Raw genomic sequence first — 16,159 nt, 5'->3', positions numbered from 1 at the left:
CAGATGTGTATAAGAGACAGGGGGATATTTTCTAAGTTCTTTTTTTCCATTGTTCTTCCCCCGTCTTTCCACATCGCAAAAGGAGCAGCTCGCTCCAGCAAGCTGCCCCCATGTTCCCATTCATGCAAGCGGCAGCCCGGCGATCTTAGGTCCAAGTCCCCGTAGACCCGTAGCTTTGCGTCCCAACGTTTCCGTTGGTTTGCCCTGAAACGCCTCGTATATGGTTCATTAGCCTCGGATTCCGTTGCTTGCTCATGTTTTGAATATCGACGTCATCTCTCACTATTCGACATTCCCGAGCAAATGCGAACCCCTATCCAGGTCTAAAGTTACATTCGCCATTCTTCTTAGAATTCCTTCCTCTCTTTCAGCAGAACAAGCACGTATCCGAAGAATCATAAGTATTGAGCCTTTTGCAGAATGACTGATTCCATCGCGAGCAAAAACGACGCACACTTCTCGTGAAAGATAGGGCGTTCCATAAAAATCCTTTTCTGTTGTGTGGATAAATCACGTCCCTTCAGTGGTGCCCATTCGAAGCATCAGGTTAAGCCACCTGCTCGAAACGATTCGTCCGGTGCATCGCCAGAGCCGATGCCAAGAGTACAACGGCGTTGATGTACGCATGCGCTGTGACCTTCTCGATACCCCGCACATGCAGGTCGTCAAGCATGAGCTGCTCTTTCAGCCGTGAAAAGCAGCGTTCCACCGCGGTCCGTTCATCATAGAGCATCTTCCATGTGCGGGAACCGCGATGTGGATTCGCGTGTCGACGGACGTCCTCATCGATGTGCTTCTTTACAACCATGCCATAGTTCGATGCAGAACAGGCAGCCATGCCAAGCGGACAATCGACATGTCCTGTCGCGTGCGGACAGCGAAACTTGAGCCAGTCGCCCTCTGCGCCCCAATACGTCATCCGGTACCCCATCGTGCAGCGGGGCGTGCCGTCGAAATCCATCCCTTCCGGCGGCTCTTTCTCATTCCGGCGATTCATCGGGATGATAGCCTGAGCACCTAATGCTCGAGCGGCTTCATAGTTTTTCTTCTGGTCATACCCGGCGTCCATCAACACGAAGCGAATCCGCCAGTCGTGGTGATGAAGCTCTTCCATGAAGGGAATGGCCATCTCTCCATCGTAGACGTTCGCTGGCGTCACCGTGAACGCCATAGGAAGTTCACTTTTTGCATCGACGGCTATATGGACCTTGTAGCCAAACCACGCGAGCTTGTTGCCAAAGGCATCGAACTTCGCGCCCCAGTTGGCTCGGTCTGTGGGCTGAACCCATGAGCGTGGGGGTTTCCGCTCATAAGCATGGATCGCCGTGCTGTCGATGGCGACGTGCTCACCCTCGATGAGCCCTTCGTCACGACATTGACGCACCAAGTCAGCAAATAGCGTCGTCGCAATCCCTCTGTCCACGATGACCTGAAAGACGCGGCTCAGGGTCGAGACGGACGGAACGGGTTGGTGAAGTGAGAAGCCGCACTGGAAGCGGAAGCGCAAATCGCTCTCCAAACGTCGGTGAAGCTGTGTGAAGGTCGAGATGCCCTCAAGGGGCGCCGCGAGAAATGCGCGCAAGATGGCTTCGCGAGAGATGGGTTTGGCCCCTTGGGGTGTCGAACTTCTCAACTTTGCGGCATACGGACTCAAATCAAGCGCGGAGAAAAAACGTTCACGCCGCTCCGAAGGGTCTATTTCCATCCATTCGTCGAAGGAAAAGAGCCATGTTTGTCGAATGTACACGTTGGACTTCGCCCCCGTAAAAATGGTTTGGTGAATACCATTTTCTTTCTCTCAAGTTGGGGTGAAGTCCTTCTTTGTGCTCAAAAAACCCTTGCCGCACAAGGGCTCGTGATTCTGCAAAAGGCTCACGTTTTCTATAAAAAATGATAAATTTCACACAGGAGACACAAACTAATACGAAAAAATGGCAAAAGAAAGCCAAGTCAAACCCAATACAAACCATTTTGCGTGTTGATGGATCCACGGGATTGACTCAAGAATCAAAAAGCAAATCACAGTAATGATTACTGCAACACCCGTCTTATACATTAAGTCAAGTTGTTCTGCTGCTTTCTTCACAACTACTCCTCCCTTCGTCCCTTAGCCGCTGATGGAAACGCACTTGCAGTGGAAAACATTGCTCCTGCCAGATCTCCGTAACTGTTATCAACAGTCTTCCACTGTTGCTCATCCTCACCAAAATGCTCAACGCTGTGTTGGAAAGCGTGCGATAAGTCCTTTACGCGAGTCACAATTTCTTTACCTTCTCTGAGTACCCCAAGAGACGGGACTATTGCAGTTGCGTCTAAAGCGACATTAGCGGCGCTCTGCTTACCCTGAACGATAAATCGGTGTCGGCAGCTAATGCCACTATTCCCCTCGATAAGGAAACCACTTCAGCAACGCCAGCAACCTCCGGGAGCCACGAAGTAACTACCGCGGCAGTGGCTGCACCTGCGGAGATCCGCCCAGCCACCTTAGCGACGACATCGTCACGTGCGCTAGCGCCATCGACACGACGGTTACGTGAACGTCTTCGTGCCACGCTCGGGCGATCTCGTGATCACACGGTTCGCTTCCGCCGTCCATGTCAATGAATCATTCAATAGACGCGATTGGAGAGGTGCCGAGATCGGCTCGACGCTCGAAAGAAAAGGCGTCCGCCATCCCAGGTCGGGACGGCGGACGCCTGCCTGCGCAGGTAGCCCGCGGCAACGTCGCTCGTGTACCTTCAGCTCCCCGTCGTGATGAAACGGCGCGCCCCTAGATACTTGGGTCCCCAATACGAATTGAACACGCTGTCGATGGAGACACCCATATCCTGCGCGTCGATCATCAGCCCGTTGCCGATGTAAATCCCGACGTGCGTCGCGCCGGGCGCGTACGTGCTGAAGAACACGAGGTCCCCCGGCTGAAGGTCGTTTTGGCTGACCGGAACGCCGACGGCAAACTGTTCTTCGGACGTCCTCGGGATCTGAATGCCGAAATGCGAAAAGACGTACTGCGTGAAGCCCGAGCAATCGAAGCCGCTCGGCGATTCGCCGCCCCAGACGTAGGGCGTTCCCAGGAACTGCTCTGCGTAGCCGATGATGCTGTTGGGATCAGCCGGAACGAGCGCCGCTTGTTGCGTTGCCACGTACTGCGCGTTCGATTCCTTCTGCTCGGCTGCCGCCGTCGCCGCTTCGATGGCCTGGATGTCCGACTGCGTGAGTTGAATCTGGCTTTCGAGTTCGCCCTGTTGCTGCTTGCCCTGCTCGATATCTTGCAGAATGGCGTTCAGTTTCACCTGCTGCGCCTGCTTCAGCGATTCGTCCATCGCTTCGAGTTGACTCAGCTGTTGGCCGACCTGCTCCGCCTGCTGCTCAGCCGCCTGAACCTGATGTTGTTTCTCCAGGATGGACGCCTGCAGCGCTTTGATGGATTGGACGACCTGATCCTGTGTTTTGGAGACAATGGCGAGATCATACAAACGCGAGAGGAAGTCGGTGAAACTGGTGGCGTTGAACAACACCTCGAGGTACGATACATTGCCGTCCTCGTACTCGCCGCGCACGATCTGGGCGAGTTCGTTTTCCGCCTGACTGAGCTGAGCTTCGTTCAGCTGCAGCTGAACGCCGAGCTCATGCTCCTGCTGGCGCAGGGCGGCCATACGCGCCTGATTCGCCTGGATTTGAGCCTGCACGTTTTCAATGGAGACCTGGTACGCGCGAATCGCGTTTTTCAGCGTCTGCTCTTTGACAGCGTCCTCGGAAAGGCGGCTTTCAACGGCTTGCTTCTGGCTCTGCAATTGGGCCAGCTGCTGTTGCGCCTGAGAAAGCGTTTCCGCGCTGGCGGGTTTGGGACTCACGGCGAACGACAGGGCAACGACAACCGATGCTCCAGTCAACCATTTCGATGAAATCCGCATAATCGCTCCCCACAACCCCAAGTTTCGCGCGCTTGCGACAAACGGAACCGCGCAACGCGCTTTCTCGCTACGGAGCACGGATATTCGACAGCGAACGAAGAATTCCTGCTTGATCGGCTCGTTTTTTCGCGAACAGCACCTGGCCTAGGCACGGGCTCCTCTCTTTTGAACTTTTTTTGATAAACTGTTCGCAGATCCCCGGATTTCAACCAGAATTCAAGCTTGGCCCGGTATGCTCAATCCAACCGTGCGACACGCGCTGAATCGGAGGGGATGGGCCATGGATTCGCGATGGACGGACGTGCTCTGTCTGCCCGAACGGCCAGAGAAGCCGAGACAAACCGGACTTACCGTCGTGATCGACAACGGAGTCCCCGTCGCGTGGTTCCGGGACGCGATGGAGTCGAATGGGGCGTGGATCGACTATGTCAAGTTCGGCTGGGGAACCGCCGTCGTCACGCCGAGAATCGAAGAGAAGCTCGAGGTTCTGGATCGGCTCGGCATTCGCTACTTCTTTGGCGGCACGCTGTTTGAGAAATTTCTCGTGCAGGGGCGGATCGACGATTACGAAGCCATGTGCCTGCACTACGGGTGCCGCGACGTCGAGATCTCGAACGGAACCGTACCGCTTTCCAACTCGGAAAAGGCCCGGTTCATCGAGCGATTCTCCCGTCGGTTCCGGGTGATGAGCGAAGTCGGCTACAAGGACGTGAAGCAATCGCTCCTTCTGCCACCCCATCGCTGGATCCAGTTTATCCGGGAGGACTTTGCGGCGGGCGCGGCGTATGTCATCACCGAAGCCCGCGAATCCGGAACGAGCGGCATCTGCCGCGAAAACGGGGAGTTGCGGTTTGGGCTCATCGAGGAGATCCTGGAGGCGGGTCTCGACACCCACCGCCTCATCTTCGAAGCGCCGAACAAGACGCTTCAGAAGTACTTCATCGACAAGCTCGGGCCCAACGTGAATCTCGGCAACGTGGCCATCGGCGACGCCATCCCCCTGGAGACGCTGCGCAGAGGCCTGCGCTCCGACACCCTGCTCCAATTGGAAACCGGCGATCTGCCACAAATGGATTTCGAGCCCGCGCTCTGGCAATCGTGAGGAGGACATTCGCATGCGCAACCCAAACGACGTGTTTCACCTCGCCATCCCCGCCCGGGATCTCGACGAGGCTTACGATTTCTACGTGACGAAGCTCGGCTGCAAGCTGGCTCGCCGGTACCACGACCGAATCACGCTCGATTTCTTCGGAGACCAGCTCGTGTGTCACTTGTCGGATCGCTGGGATCGGGAAGTCAGCATGTATCCTCGCCACTTCGGCATCACGTTCCGGGACAAGCGGCAATTCGACAACCTGTACAAGCTCGCCAAGCAGCGGGGCATTCCGTTCTACCATGACCTGTCACGCCGCTTCGAAGGGCTCATCGAGGAACACGAGACCTTCTTCCTGATCGATCCGTCCAACAACCTGCTTGAATTCAAGTACTACTTCGACGACCGCATGATGTATTGACTAGGGCGCGCGCTGAGGTTTCGGCCGGCGCGCGTTTGGTTTGGGGCCGAGGAGGGCGGCGACAACCGCCGCGACGGCGGGAATGATGAGCCACAGCGCCATGACGACGAGCGGCCAAACGTCGTCGACGGCAACCACCTCTGTCGACGTGTGAAACAGCCACAGGCTCACGACCAGGGCGAGAGCACCGAGGGAGGGCGCCACCTGGGCCGCCTGAAGCTGGGGTATCACCTGGCGCATGCACGCGATGGTGAAATACAGGTTCAGCGCGATCTTGGTCACAATGGTTGGCAGCCAGATGCCAACGATGAGGATGTCAAACCGATCAAGGAAGTCCGTCACGCGCACCTCGCGAACGGCCTCGTACGCGGGATACATCAGGTGACCCGCGAGTGGACTGCCAAGGTTCAGCTCACAGATGATGAGGACAAATTCGAGAAACATCGACGAGAACAAGAGCGAGATCCAGGCCTGCCGAAACGAAAATCGCTCGTGGGAAAAGAGCAGCGGCAGAATCGTGATGCTGCCGATGGCGTTCATGGCATACCAGATCCCGATGGCGGGTCGCTCAAACCCGTACTCGAAGAAGGGCTGAACATACTGCCAGCTGAGATCCGGGACCAGCAATGCGCCGCAAAAGACGGAAAACAGCAGGAACACCGGCAGGTACAATTCCGTCATGCGCGCAATGACCTCGATCCCGCCGCGCACCATGAACACACAGGTGGCCATGATGAGCGCTCCGACGACCACGGCCGGCGTCACTGGCAGAAACACCACGCTGACGAAGTCCACCCCGAGCCGCACGTCTTTCGCCATGATGACGAGGGAAAACGCCACGTAAACCAGGATCACCATCTTGCCCAACCATCCGAACTTCTCCACCATCAGCGTGAGCAGGTCCTTGCCAGGATGTTTGGCGAGCGCGCGGTCGGTCAACCACAACACGCAAAGGACCGCCAGGCTGCAGAGCGGAACGCCCACCCACGCGTCCTGGCGCGCCATTCGCAGGATCTGGCCCGGCCACGTCACGAGCGTCGCGGAGAAGACGTAACAAAAGCCCATGAGCACCACTTGGCGCGTCGAAACCTGGTTCATGCTCGTTTCACCTCGCGTGGAAAGGCTTGGGTAACCATGAAAACGACGTGTGCGCATCGGGGAACACGTTCGACGCGATCCATGCGCCCGCGGCCATCGTCATCATGGTCGCCATCGCGATTTTCGTCGGCCGGTTGGCCTGCTTCCACTCTTTCCACTGCAGCGCACAGAGGGCGGCGATGAACACCGCGGCCTCGATGAAGTTGACGATCACGACCTCAGCTCCTCCTCCGGAACGGCGACGGGAGATGTCGCGTTGCCGCTGTTGCGCAGCTCAAGCTCCACGTGGACCTGAACAGGAATGGCAGGGTAAAGCGTATCGCGCCAGTCGGACTTGTCCTTGTGCCACAGCGTGGGATAGAGCCGGTACACGCGGTTGCAAAGCCCCACCGGATCCGAGCGCATGTCCTGCAGAGCCTTCATGCCGTCCGCGATTTCATCCGCGATTTCCAAGGACGCCTCGTGTTCGAGCTTCGGCAGGTTTTGGGTCAACTCATACATGTAGGGCGAGGTGTTCTCCGCAAGCGTCCCCATGGCCTTCACCGTGATCCGGCAGGAGACGTGATCGCCTACCCGATGGATGGCGACGCGCGTCCTGTACCTGGTCACGAGGATGGAGACGTGCCCGGTCCCTCGGGGCGCAAGCACCGTCACCGTCGGGCGCTTGATCTCGCCGAGCGCCCACAGCACCCCGTCCGCCTGGCGTCCCTTCAGCATTCCGACCATCCGCGGTCCGCGGAAAATGGAGAGCCCTGTGACCTTGATGTAGGTCTGTCGGCGCGCCTCATCGCCGGGGATGGTCTCGACGACCGACACCAGCGGCATGTACGGATCTTGGCCCTCGGCCAGCAGGGCTTCGGTGACGCGCTTGACCGTGCGCGGATGGCGCTGCGATTGGCTCGCGAGTTCGCGCAGGAACTCCGCCGGCGTCTTCTCCATGTTCGACTCCGTGTTGAGCACGTCGGCACCCGGCCCCTCGCTCACCACGAGATACGTCGTCATGCGGTTCTGCGGCACGCGGGCCATCACGTCGATGGCCTGGGCGATGTTGTCCCGCGCAAGCGCCTCTCCGAAGACAAACACGCGCATGTGGGCGAAGTAGAGCTGGCGGGACATCGCCTTTTGCTGATCCGCGTTCGCCTGGCGGAACGTGTCACCCACGGTCGAGTCGATGAAATAGGCCTTGGTGCCGCTCGATCCGCCCCCTCCGCCGAGGTTGCCGACCGATGAGATCTTGCCCGGCAACGGCACCTCAACCGTGACGCGGTACTTGCCGTCCTCCGTGCGATCCGCCGCGGCCGCCGTCACAAACGCCATGTCGTTGATCTCGCGGCGATCCCAGCATCCCGACAGGGTCGGCACGAGCGCCAGCATCAGCGCCAAGAGGCTCCACTTTCCCGTCCTAGCCACCGTTGTCACGCTCCATCACTGCGGGTTGCCTTCCGGGCGCGGCATCATCTGCTTGTTCATCCGTTTGCGGTTCTGGTGCGCGTAGGACGACGGCCTGTACACCATCTGCCACCAAGGCGGACGAACGAACAGGTCTTTCACTTCCTTCCGCTTGTACGGCGCAAAGCCCGAGAGATACGGAACGCCGAACGACCTCAGCTTGCACAGGTGCACCGTCACCCACATGACGCCGATCACGAGCCCAAACATGCCGAGCACCGCGCCGAGGAGCATCATCGGAAAGCGCAACAGGCGGATGGCGATGGCCGCGTTGTAGCGCGGCACGGTAAACGACGCGATCCCCGTCAGGGCCACAATGATGACCATCGGCGCGGACACGATCCCGGCTTCCACCGCCGCCTCCCCAATGACGAGCGCGCCCAGGATGCTGACCGCGTGGCCCACGGCCCGCGGAAGGCGGATGCCCGCCTCGCGCAGCGCCTCGAAGGTCAGTTCCATGATGAGCGCCTCGATGATGGCCGGAAACGGGATGCTCTCCCTCGCCGCCGCGATGCTGATGACGAGATTCGTCGGCAGCATGTCCTGGTGATACGTGGTCACCGCGATGTACATCGCGGGCAGAAACAGCGCGATGAACAGCGAGACATAGCGCAGCACGCGCACCAGGTAGACGAGAAAGAAGCGCTCATAGTAGTCCTCGCTCGCCTGCAGGAACTGCCACCACGTCACCGGGGCCACGAGGGCAAAGGGCGTCCCGTTGGTGAGGATGGCGAATCGCCCCTCCAGAAGCTGCGCCGCCACGGTGTCCGGCCGCTCCGAATATTGAAACTGGGGAAACGGCGACAGCGGCTGGTCTTCGATGAGTTCCTCCAGGTATCCGCTCTCCAGCACGCCGTCGATCTCGATCCCCTCAATTCGACGCTTGGCCTCGGCAATGACCGGTTCGTCCGCCAGTCCTTCGATGTAGACCAGGCGGACCTCCGTCTTCGTGTACTTGCCCACGTAGTAGGGAATGGACTTGAGCTTTGGCGTGCGCAGCTTCTGTCGCAAAAGCGACATGTTGACCGCGATGTCCTCGGTGAAACCCTCGCGCGGACCGCGCACGACCGACTCCGTTTCCGGTTCCGAGATGGCGCGCCGCGGCGGCGACGTCGTGGTGAGTGAAATGGCGGCGTCGAACCCGTCGACCATCAGGACCGCCCGCCCCAGGACGATCGCGTCCACCACGTCGTCGAGCGTATGCACCACGTCCGCCTGAGCCACCGGCAGGGACCGTCCCGCCAACTGTTTCGGATCGTAATCTCCGACGGTGTGCGGATGAAAGGCCGTCAACAAGGGGCAAAGCGCCTCTTCGCTCAACTCCTCAAGCTCGACCATGCCCGTGAAGTAGACCAGGCACGCCTGGCGGCCGGCTTCGAGCTCGAGGTGGCGAAACTGCACGTCCGAGCATCCATGAAACAACTCGTGCAGCGCGGCGAGGTTGTCGTCGAGGCCGCGATGGAGGCGCTGTTTCGACGCGTACCCGCCCGGCTCGGACTGGGCTCCTCCGGAACCCTGGCCCAACGCGCGCCCGCGCGACGTCTCGCCCTCTGCCGACGCGCCGGTCCGCCGCTTTCCCTGCAAAGGTGCCGACGTCGGTTCCCTTCCGCCTTCGTCGCTCGCATGCGCCTGATCCGCCTGCCCTTGCGCCATCCCCTGCGGGCGGCGCCGCGAACGGATTCGCACGCCACTTTTCACCTCCATCACCTCCTGAATTATTTTATGGAACAATCCACCATATCATGCCCAAACGAAAGCCGGGAGCCTCGCTCCCGGCCGCCAAGCCACGTTCAATCGCCAAACGGATTCGTGGAGTTGAAGGGATTCGGGAAGATACTGCCTCCGCCCGAGGAGAACGGGTTCTGCGAAGACTGATTCGAACTGCCGCTCTCCGTCGTGTTGGGCGACTGCTCTTCGCCAATCTTGATCTGAAGCGTGAGTTTCCGATCCCCGCGATACACGACAATCGGCACCGTCTGCCCCGGTTTCAGCGTGAACAACTCGGTGCGGAGATCCGCGATGGACTGCACCGTTTTCCCATTCAGCGCGATGATCACGTCGCCCTGCTCAAGGCCCGCGCGCTTCGCGTTCGCCGAATCCACCGACTCGATGTACACGCCGTAGTCGACCGGAATGTTGTTCGGCAGATACCCGCTGGGAATGCTCGACAGGTCGATCCCCTCGATGCCGAGCGCCGGATGGACCGCGTGCCCCGTCTTGATGATCTGGAAGGCGATGTTCAACACTTCGTTCGACGGAATGGCGAAACCCATGCCCTCAAAGTTTTGCGCCACGATCTTGCTACAGTTGATGCCCACCACCTGTCCGGCGGCGTTCAGCAGCGGTCCGCCGCTGTTGCCGGGGTTAATCGCTGCGTCCGTCTGGATCACGGGCTGATAGTCGAGCACCGCATCCGATGTCGGATCTTCCACCGGCATCATGCGCTGATCGCCGCTGATGATCCCGGCCGTCACCGTGTCGGCGAAGTCGAGTCCCATCGGCGTCCCAATCGCAATCGCGGGTTCACCCACCTGGATATCGTCCGAATTGGCGAACTGGGCCGGCTGAATTCCGGGAAACGTGGACGCGGGCACGCGCAGGACGGCGAGATCCGTGTAAGGATCCGTCCCGACCACCGTCGCGTTGACGCGCTTGTTGGTCATGAGGACGATTTGTACCTTCGATCCGCCCTGCACCACGTGGTTGTTCGTGACGATATAGGCGTTGTCGCCGCTCTTGTAGAAGTACACGCCGGAGCCAATGTCGGACTCCTGCGTCTGGGACTGTTGCGTAAAGAAGTTGCTCGTCGTGGTGTAGTTCACCACCGCCACCACGTCCGGCTCCACCTTTTTCACGACCTGCGTGATGTCGTCGTTGATGTTCACGTTCACCGACATCGGCTTGGTGGTCGAAGCGGGCGGCGTGGACGTGTTGGTGGTGTTGAGCGACAAGCTCTCGTTGCGCGTGGCGGCGATCACGCCCAGCGTCGCACCGGCGCCGACGAGCGCCGACACCACCACCGTGACAATCCAGCGCAGCGTGCCACCGGGTTCGTAGAAGAATCCGCTGTCAGAGCGCGGACGATAAAAGCGCATGCAGGATCACCCTTTATCCAGGTCTTGACCTTTTCTGCGCTTAGTATGCTTCCCAAACCTTGAAACCGCATCGAAACCAGCGCGCAGCCGCGGGACGCCGGAAGCTCACGGGCCGGGCCTCTACGCCCATCCGTCCTCGCACAGGGCCGCGGCCGCCATTTCCCCGCTTCGCACGGCGCCTTCCAGACAGGCGGGCCAACCCGTGTCCACCCAGTCCCCGGCCACATACAGCCCCGCGACGCGCGTGCGAACGCCTGGGCGAGCGGGGCCCATCCCCGGTTCCGCCAGAAACGTTGCCTTCGGCTGCCAGACCACCTTGCGCCAAACGGCCGGCACTTCTCGCGCGACGGGAAACATCTCGGCAAGCGCCGTCTCCACCTGCCGCGCGATCTCGTCCGCCCCCCACGAGCGATACGCGTCGGCAGCCGAGATGGAGATGGACAACAGCCGGCCGTCGAGATCGGCATCTCCCAAGAGCCTCCCGCGGTTGAAGACAAACATCCCGCCCATCGCGAACGAGGCGGCAACGTCCGCCTCCATCGCGGCGCGCGGATACTCGAGATACACGTTCAGAATCGGGCTCCAGCGCATGCGAAACAGCGGTTCTGCCGAGGCGAGGGCGCCTTTGGGCAGGAGGATCCGCGCCTGATCGTGAGGCACCGCGAGGATGACGCCACGCGCCGGAAGGGCCGATCCGTCCGCGAGCCGCACGCCCATCGCGCCGCTTGGGCCCACGTCAAGCGCCACCGCGCGGCCGCGCCGGCACTCGACCCCACGCTCCTTCAGCGCTTCGACCGCTTCCGCGGCGAGATCGCCGAGGGGGCGCGTGAAGAGCCCCAGGCGGCTTGGCTCGGGGCCATTCAGGAAGCCCATCTGGAAGGCCTCCACGGCAAGGCCCGCGGACACGTCGTCGGCATGACCGTTCAGAATGGCGGTGCCGACGAGATCCCAGACAAGGCGGATGACCTCGTCCGTCTGCCCGTGGCGCTCGAGAAAAGCGCGGAACGACAGCGCGTCGAGCTGGCCGGGTCGAGCGGCGAGCATGGCAAGTGCGGCCCGCGCGATGCGGAGCCGTCCGTCGAGCGACACGTGGCGATACTGGAGCAGCGACGGAAGCAGATGAAGAGGGCCGGGCAGGCGCCGGCTTTCAATGGCGCTCCAGCGCCCGCCGGCGTACACCGGGATGGACAGGAGCGGTTGGAAGCGGACGCCCGGCCGGCGGGTGAGCCGGTTCAAGAGGCGCATGAAGGCCGTGCAACAGCCGAGCAGCACGTGCTGACCGTTGTCCAGGACGTGGCCCGACTCCCGATCCACAAAGGAAAAGGCGCGGCCGCCCACGTGCGGCGCGCGCTCCAGCAGGAGAATGCGTTCGCCCGGAACACCGGCTTCGAGCAGGCGGTGCACAGCGCCAAGCCCGGCGAAGCCCGCGCCTACGACGATGATCCGATCGCTCGCCTGTTCCATAGGACCCCCCACACGAGCCGTAATTTCTGCGATCCGGTGAGCGAAATGCGCTCGTCGAACACGCGGAAGCCGCGCGCTTCGATCTTGTCGAGCAGCCGCCTGTACATGATGTACAACATGCTGAGGCAGCGCAGGCTGTCCGGCTCGACGAGTGAAAACAGTTCCGCGGCGCGGGCGTAGTACGCCTTCGCGCGTTCCGCCTGCGCCCGCATGAGCGCGAAGAAGGCAGGCGTCATGCGGCGCGCCGCGAGGTCGGCCAAGGAGTAGCCGAACCGCTCCATCTCCTCCTCGGGGAGATAGACGCGATCGCGCGCGAGGTCTTCGCCGAGATCGCGCAGGATGTTGGTGATTTGCAGCGCCCGGCCCATGTCGAGCGCGAGATTGAGAGCGCGCGGATCGCGAAAGCCAAAGATGTGGACGCACATCAGCCCCACGGTGCCGGCGACGTCGTCGCAGTAGGCGTCGAGATCGGCCAGCGATTTGAGGCGGACGGGCGCCATGTCGACGCGCATGCCGCGGATGAGGTGGGCGAACGGCTCCGCAGGGATGCCGTACCGCCGCACGGCGTCTCCCAGTGCCAGCACGACAGGATGAGGCGATGTTCGATAGTCGTCGCCGTACGCGTCCTGGTAGATCCGCTCGGCGGTCGCGAGGTGAGAGGCGGCATCGGCGCCGGTGTGATCGTCGACGGCGTCGTCGCAGAGCCGGCTCCAGGCGTAGATGGCGTACATGGCGCGGCGCTTGGCGGGCGGCAGCATGCGCATGCCGTAGTAAAAGGAACTGCCGGCTTCGCGCGTGCGCCGCGCGCAGTATTCGTAGGCCTGATCCAGATTCATGCCGACCCTCCCTCGTCTTTCGCGCCAAAAGCGAGCACCGAGAGCGCGATGCGGAGCTTCTGCCTGCCCGAGACCACGGGTCTGCCGGCAAACGGATTGCAGCCCTGGCGGCGAATGGCCGCGAGAATCGCTTCCCCGCCGAGGCGGTACAGCTTGAGCTGGCGCGCGAGGCGCGGCGGCACGAGCGCCTCCAGCCCGCGGCCCTCGTCGAACAGCGCCTGGGCGCGATCCACTTCGAGCTCGACCGCCCTGCGCACGCCGTCCGTCGCTCGGCGGGCGCGAATGTCGTCGAGGCTGGCGCCAAAGCGCTCCAGATCGGCGCGAGGAACGTAGATCCGGCCGAGGGCGAGATCGCGCTCGATGTCCTGCATGTGATTGGCGATCTGCAGCGCCGTGCAGGTGGCGTCCGACAAGCGCGCGCGCTCCTCGTCGAGGCAGCCGAAGACGCCGAGCACGAGCCTGCCGACGGGATCGGCAGAGTATCGGCAGTAGTCGCGAAGCTCGTCCCAGGTTTCGTAGGTGTGCTTTTGCTGATCGCGCCGATTGGCCTCGATGAGCCGAAGAAACGGCTCCATCGGCAGGTTGCAGGCGCGGATGGTGAACTGAAGCGCGCGGAACGCGGGCGTGGTGGCCTCGCCCGCGAACGCGCGCCTGAGCTCTTGCTCGTAGGCATCGAGCGCCGCCATGCGATCTCCCGGATATTCGTCGCCGAGATCGTCCACGCCGCGGCAAAAGGCATAAATCGAATAAAAGTGCGGACGAAGATGGCGCGGCACGAACAGCGACACGACCGAGAAGTTTTCGTAGTGGCTCCGCGTGAGCTGGCGGCAAACCTCGAAGTCGCCCCGGAGCTCGACTGGCACAGTTCCCATCGCACGTCTCACCTGCGTTCGACAGCCTGCTTGTAACGCCCGAGCGCGAGCGTCGGAAACACGTGGCGGTACATCGTGTAGCCGAGATAGAAGTCGCCCGGGAAGCCGGTGCCGGTGTAGTACGGCTCATCCCAGCCGCCGTCTGGGCGCTGCGTTTCGACGAGGTATTGCACGCCGCGCCGCACCGCATCGGATTCCGCTCGACCGCCCGCGATGAGCGCCATGAGCGCCCACGCCGTCTGCGAAGGCGTGCTCGGCCCCTTGCCCGCGTAGGACGGATCTTCGTACGACCGGCAGTCTTCGCCCCAACCGCCGTCCGGGTTCTGATGCCGCTCGATCCAGTCGAGCGCCTTCTGAATGAAAGGCTCGCGCATGTCGATCCCGACCGCCTTCAGCGCCGGCACCACCGCGCCGGTGCCGTATAGGTAATTCACGCCCCAGCGGCCAAACCAACTGCCGTCCGGCTTCTGCTCGCGCTTAAGGTACTCGACCGCGCGCTGAATGACCTTCCACGCGTCGTCGTAACCAAAGCTTCCGAAGCACTCGAGCACGTGGGCCGTGACGTCCTCCGACGGCGGATCCGTGACTTCGCCAAAGTCGCAGAACGGAATGTGGTTCGGCAGGTCGCTCGTGTTGTCGACGTCGTACGCGCCCCACCCGCCGTTGGAACTCTGCATGCCGACGATCCAGCGGAAGCCCTTCGTCATGGCTTCGCGCCTGCGGCGCTCGTCGGGCAAGCGCAGGCTGTTGAGCGCCCAGACGACGACCGCCGTGTCGTCCACGTCCGGGTAATATACGTTGTCGAACTGGAACGCAAAGCCGCCCGGCTTGAGGTTGGGACGCTTGACCGCCCAGTCGCCGGGGACGGTGATCTGCCTCTCCAAGAGCCACTCGCCCGCCTTGACCAGCTGGTCGTGATCGGCAGGGAGCCCCGCTGCGCGGAGCGCGAGCACGGTGAGGCCGGTGTCCCAGACCGGCGAGATGGACGCCTGAAACATCCAGCCGCCGTAGTCGAGATCGACGCCGTAGAGTTCGAGACCTTCCCAGCCCTTGATGAACGCGGGGTGATCCGTCATGCCGAGGATCTTGAGCGCGATGAGCGCGTAGAACCACGGCGGTTGGATGCCGCCCCAGCTCCCGTCTCCGGCCTGGCGCTCGAGGAGCCAATCCAAGGCTCGGATTTCGGCCGCGCGGCGGAAGGGATGCACCGAGAGCTTCTGATACCAGTGCAAAGCGCGATCCAGCGCGTCGAACACGCGCCCGCCGCCGCCCTTGGCGCCCCTGCGCCGCGGAGGCACGTCGGTCTCGTACAGTTCCGGCACCCGGGCGTGCTCAGGCAGCGGAAACACCGGCTGGCGGCTCATCACGATGGAGAGCGCCACCACCGTGGCCCGGGCCCACGACCCGAACTCGTAGATGTTGAGCGGCACGCGCTTGCCGAGGAACATGATCTCGGGCGGCACCATCGGCACCTTCTCCCAAGGATATTCCCCCACGAGCGCCAGCCACATCCTCGTGAAGACACGCGAGGACTCGATCCCGCCTTGGCTCTGGATGAACCGGAGCGCCTTTTGCATCGGCTCCTCGTCCGGCGACATCCCGATGTATTTCAGCGCGACGTAGGCCTCGATGGTCGTGTCGAGATCCGGCGGACCGCCCGGATACAGGGCCCACGTCCCGTCTTCCCGCTGCTCGTGCAACAGGTAGCGCCGGATCCTTTCCATGCGATCCCGATCGACGCGATCGAGAATGTGGCACAACAGGACGTATTCCGCTTCCATCGTGACGTTGCTCAGAAGCGGCCCCCACCAGTAGCCTTCGTCCTTTTGGCAGGAGAGGAGATACTCCACCGCGCGGTCCAGCGTCCGCGCGTAGGCCGGCGCTTCCACCAACTGCTCAGCCATCCGACCTCCCCCT

At 61.7% G+C, this 16,159-nt stretch carries 13 protein-coding genes and 1 riboswitch; of the genes, 2 read left to right on the top strand and 11 right to left on the bottom strand.

Going from position 1 to position 16,159, the window contains the following annotated elements; genetic code table 11:
* Positions 1-127: 127 nt before the first annotated feature.
* Positions 128-214, bottom strand: a riboswitch (cyclic di-GMP riboswitch).
* A 333-nt stretch (positions 215-547) separates the two neighbouring features.
* Complete coding sequence (locus J3481_RS13005) at positions 548-1,747, bottom strand: transposase (protein WP_206832486.1); 1,200 nt, start codon at positions 1,745-1,747, stop codon at positions 548-550.
* Between the two features lie 991 nt (positions 1,748-2,738).
* Entirely contained in the window at positions 2,739-3,914 is a 1,176-nt protein-coding gene (locus J3481_RS13000) for a C40 family peptidase (RefSeq protein WP_206832487.1), read from the bottom strand.
* Positions 3,915-4,194: 280 nt separating this feature from the next.
* Between J3481_RS13000 and J3481_RS12995 the strand changes: the two genes are divergently transcribed.
* Together J3481_RS12995 and J3481_RS12990 are read left to right on the top strand one after the other, a co-directional pair.
* Positions 4,195-5,016: a phosphosulfolactate synthase gene (locus J3481_RS12995; RefSeq protein WP_206832488.1), complete on the top strand. Its 822-nt coding sequence runs from the start codon at positions 4,195-4,197 to the stop codon at positions 5,014-5,016.
* Between the two features lie 13 nt (positions 5,017-5,029).
* A complete protein-coding gene (locus J3481_RS12990) occupies positions 5,030-5,428 on the top strand; it encodes a VOC family protein (protein WP_206832489.1) in 399 nt (132 codons plus the stop codon).
* Here J3481_RS12990 and J3481_RS12985 read toward each other — a convergent pair whose 3' ends face one another.
* From J3481_RS12985 to shc, 9 genes are all read right to left on the bottom strand, one after another.
* On the bottom strand, positions 5,429-6,526 hold the full coding sequence (locus J3481_RS12985; protein WP_206832490.1) for a GerAB/ArcD/ProY family transporter: 1,098 nt from the start codon (positions 6,524-6,526) through the stop codon (positions 5,429-5,431).
* Between the two features lie 7 nt (positions 6,527-6,533).
* Entirely contained in the window at positions 6,534-6,740 is a 207-nt protein-coding gene (locus J3481_RS12980; RefSeq protein WP_206832491.1) for a hypothetical protein, read from the bottom strand.
* Positions 6,737-7,936, bottom strand: a complete 1,200-nt coding sequence (locus J3481_RS12975; RefSeq protein WP_206832492.1) for a Ger(x)C family spore germination protein — start codon at positions 7,934-7,936, stop codon at positions 6,737-6,739. The genes J3481_RS12980 and J3481_RS12975 overlap by 4 nt, the downstream gene beginning before the upstream one ends.
* A 15-nt stretch (positions 7,937-7,951) precedes the next feature.
* Positions 7,952-9,679: a spore germination protein gene (locus J3481_RS12970; RefSeq protein WP_206832493.1), complete on the bottom strand. Its 1,728-nt coding sequence runs from the start codon at positions 9,677-9,679 to the stop codon at positions 7,952-7,954.
* An 86-nt stretch (positions 9,680-9,765) separates the two neighbouring features.
* Entirely contained in the window at positions 9,766-11,070 is a 1,305-nt protein-coding gene (locus J3481_RS12965) for a S1C family serine protease (protein ID WP_206832494.1), read from the bottom strand.
* 120 nt (positions 11,071-11,190) lie between these two features.
* Positions 11,191-12,534, bottom strand: a complete 1,344-nt coding sequence (hpnE, locus tag J3481_RS12960; protein WP_206832495.1) for a hydroxysqualene dehydroxylase HpnE — start codon at positions 12,532-12,534, stop codon at positions 11,191-11,193.
* Positions 12,501-13,370, bottom strand: a complete 870-nt coding sequence (locus tag J3481_RS12955) for a phytoene/squalene synthase family protein (RefSeq protein WP_206832496.1) — start codon at positions 13,368-13,370, stop codon at positions 12,501-12,503. The genes hpnE and J3481_RS12955 overlap by 34 nt, the downstream gene beginning before the upstream one ends.
* Complete coding sequence (hpnC, locus tag J3481_RS12950) at positions 13,367-14,242, bottom strand: squalene synthase HpnC (protein ID WP_206832497.1); 876 nt, start codon at positions 14,240-14,242, stop codon at positions 13,367-13,369. Before hpnC ends, J3481_RS12955 begins: the two co-directional genes overlap by 4 nt.
* Positions 14,243-14,250: 8 nt before the next feature.
* A complete protein-coding gene (shc, locus tag J3481_RS12945; protein WP_206832498.1) occupies positions 14,251-16,146 on the bottom strand; it encodes a squalene--hopene cyclase in 1,896 nt (631 codons plus the stop codon).
* Between the last annotated feature and the right edge of the window lie 13 nt (positions 16,147-16,159).

The sequence above is a fragment of the Alicyclobacillus fructus genome (genome assembly GCF_017329605.1).
GTDB lineage: Bacteria > Bacillota > Bacilli > Alicyclobacillales > Alicyclobacillaceae > Alicyclobacillus > Alicyclobacillus fructus.
The sequence above is the reverse complement of the archived record's forward strand: the minus strand, read 5'-3'. Positions and strand labels throughout refer to the sequence as shown.

Coding starts and splice junctions, on each gene's coding strand:
- shc (WP_206832498.1), bottom strand. CDS start 16,146: ATGGCTGAGCAGTTGGTGGAAGCGCCGGCCTACGCGCGGACGCTGGAC.
- J3481_RS12995 (WP_206832488.1), top strand. CDS start 4,195: ATGGATTCGCGATGGACGGACGTGCTCTGTCTGCCCGAACGGCCAGAG.
- J3481_RS12985 (WP_206832490.1), bottom strand. CDS start 6,526: ATGAACCAGGTTTCGACGCGCCAAGTGGTGCTCATGGGCTTTTGTTAC.
- J3481_RS12965 (WP_206832494.1), bottom strand. CDS start 11,070: ATGCGCTTTTATCGTCCGCGCTCTGACAGCGGATTCTTCTACGAACCC.
- J3481_RS12955 (WP_206832496.1), bottom strand. CDS start 13,370: ATGAATCTGGATCAGGCCTACGAATACTGCGCGCGGCGCACGCGCGAA.
- J3481_RS13000 (WP_206832487.1), bottom strand. CDS start 3,914: ATGCGGATTTCATCGAAATGGTTGACTGGAGCATCGGTTGTCGTTGCC.
- J3481_RS12970 (WP_206832493.1), bottom strand. CDS start 9,679: ATGGAGGTGAAAAGTGGCGTGCGAATCCGTTCGCGGCGCCGCCCGCAG.
- hpnE (WP_206832495.1), bottom strand. CDS start 12,534: ATGGAACAGGCGAGCGATCGGATCATCGTCGTAGGCGCGGGCTTCGCC.
- J3481_RS12990 (WP_206832489.1), top strand. CDS start 5,030: ATGCGCAACCCAAACGACGTGTTTCACCTCGCCATCCCCGCCCGGGAT.
- hpnC (WP_206832497.1), bottom strand. CDS start 14,242: ATGGGAACTGTGCCAGTCGAGCTCCGGGGCGACTTCGAGGTTTGCCGC.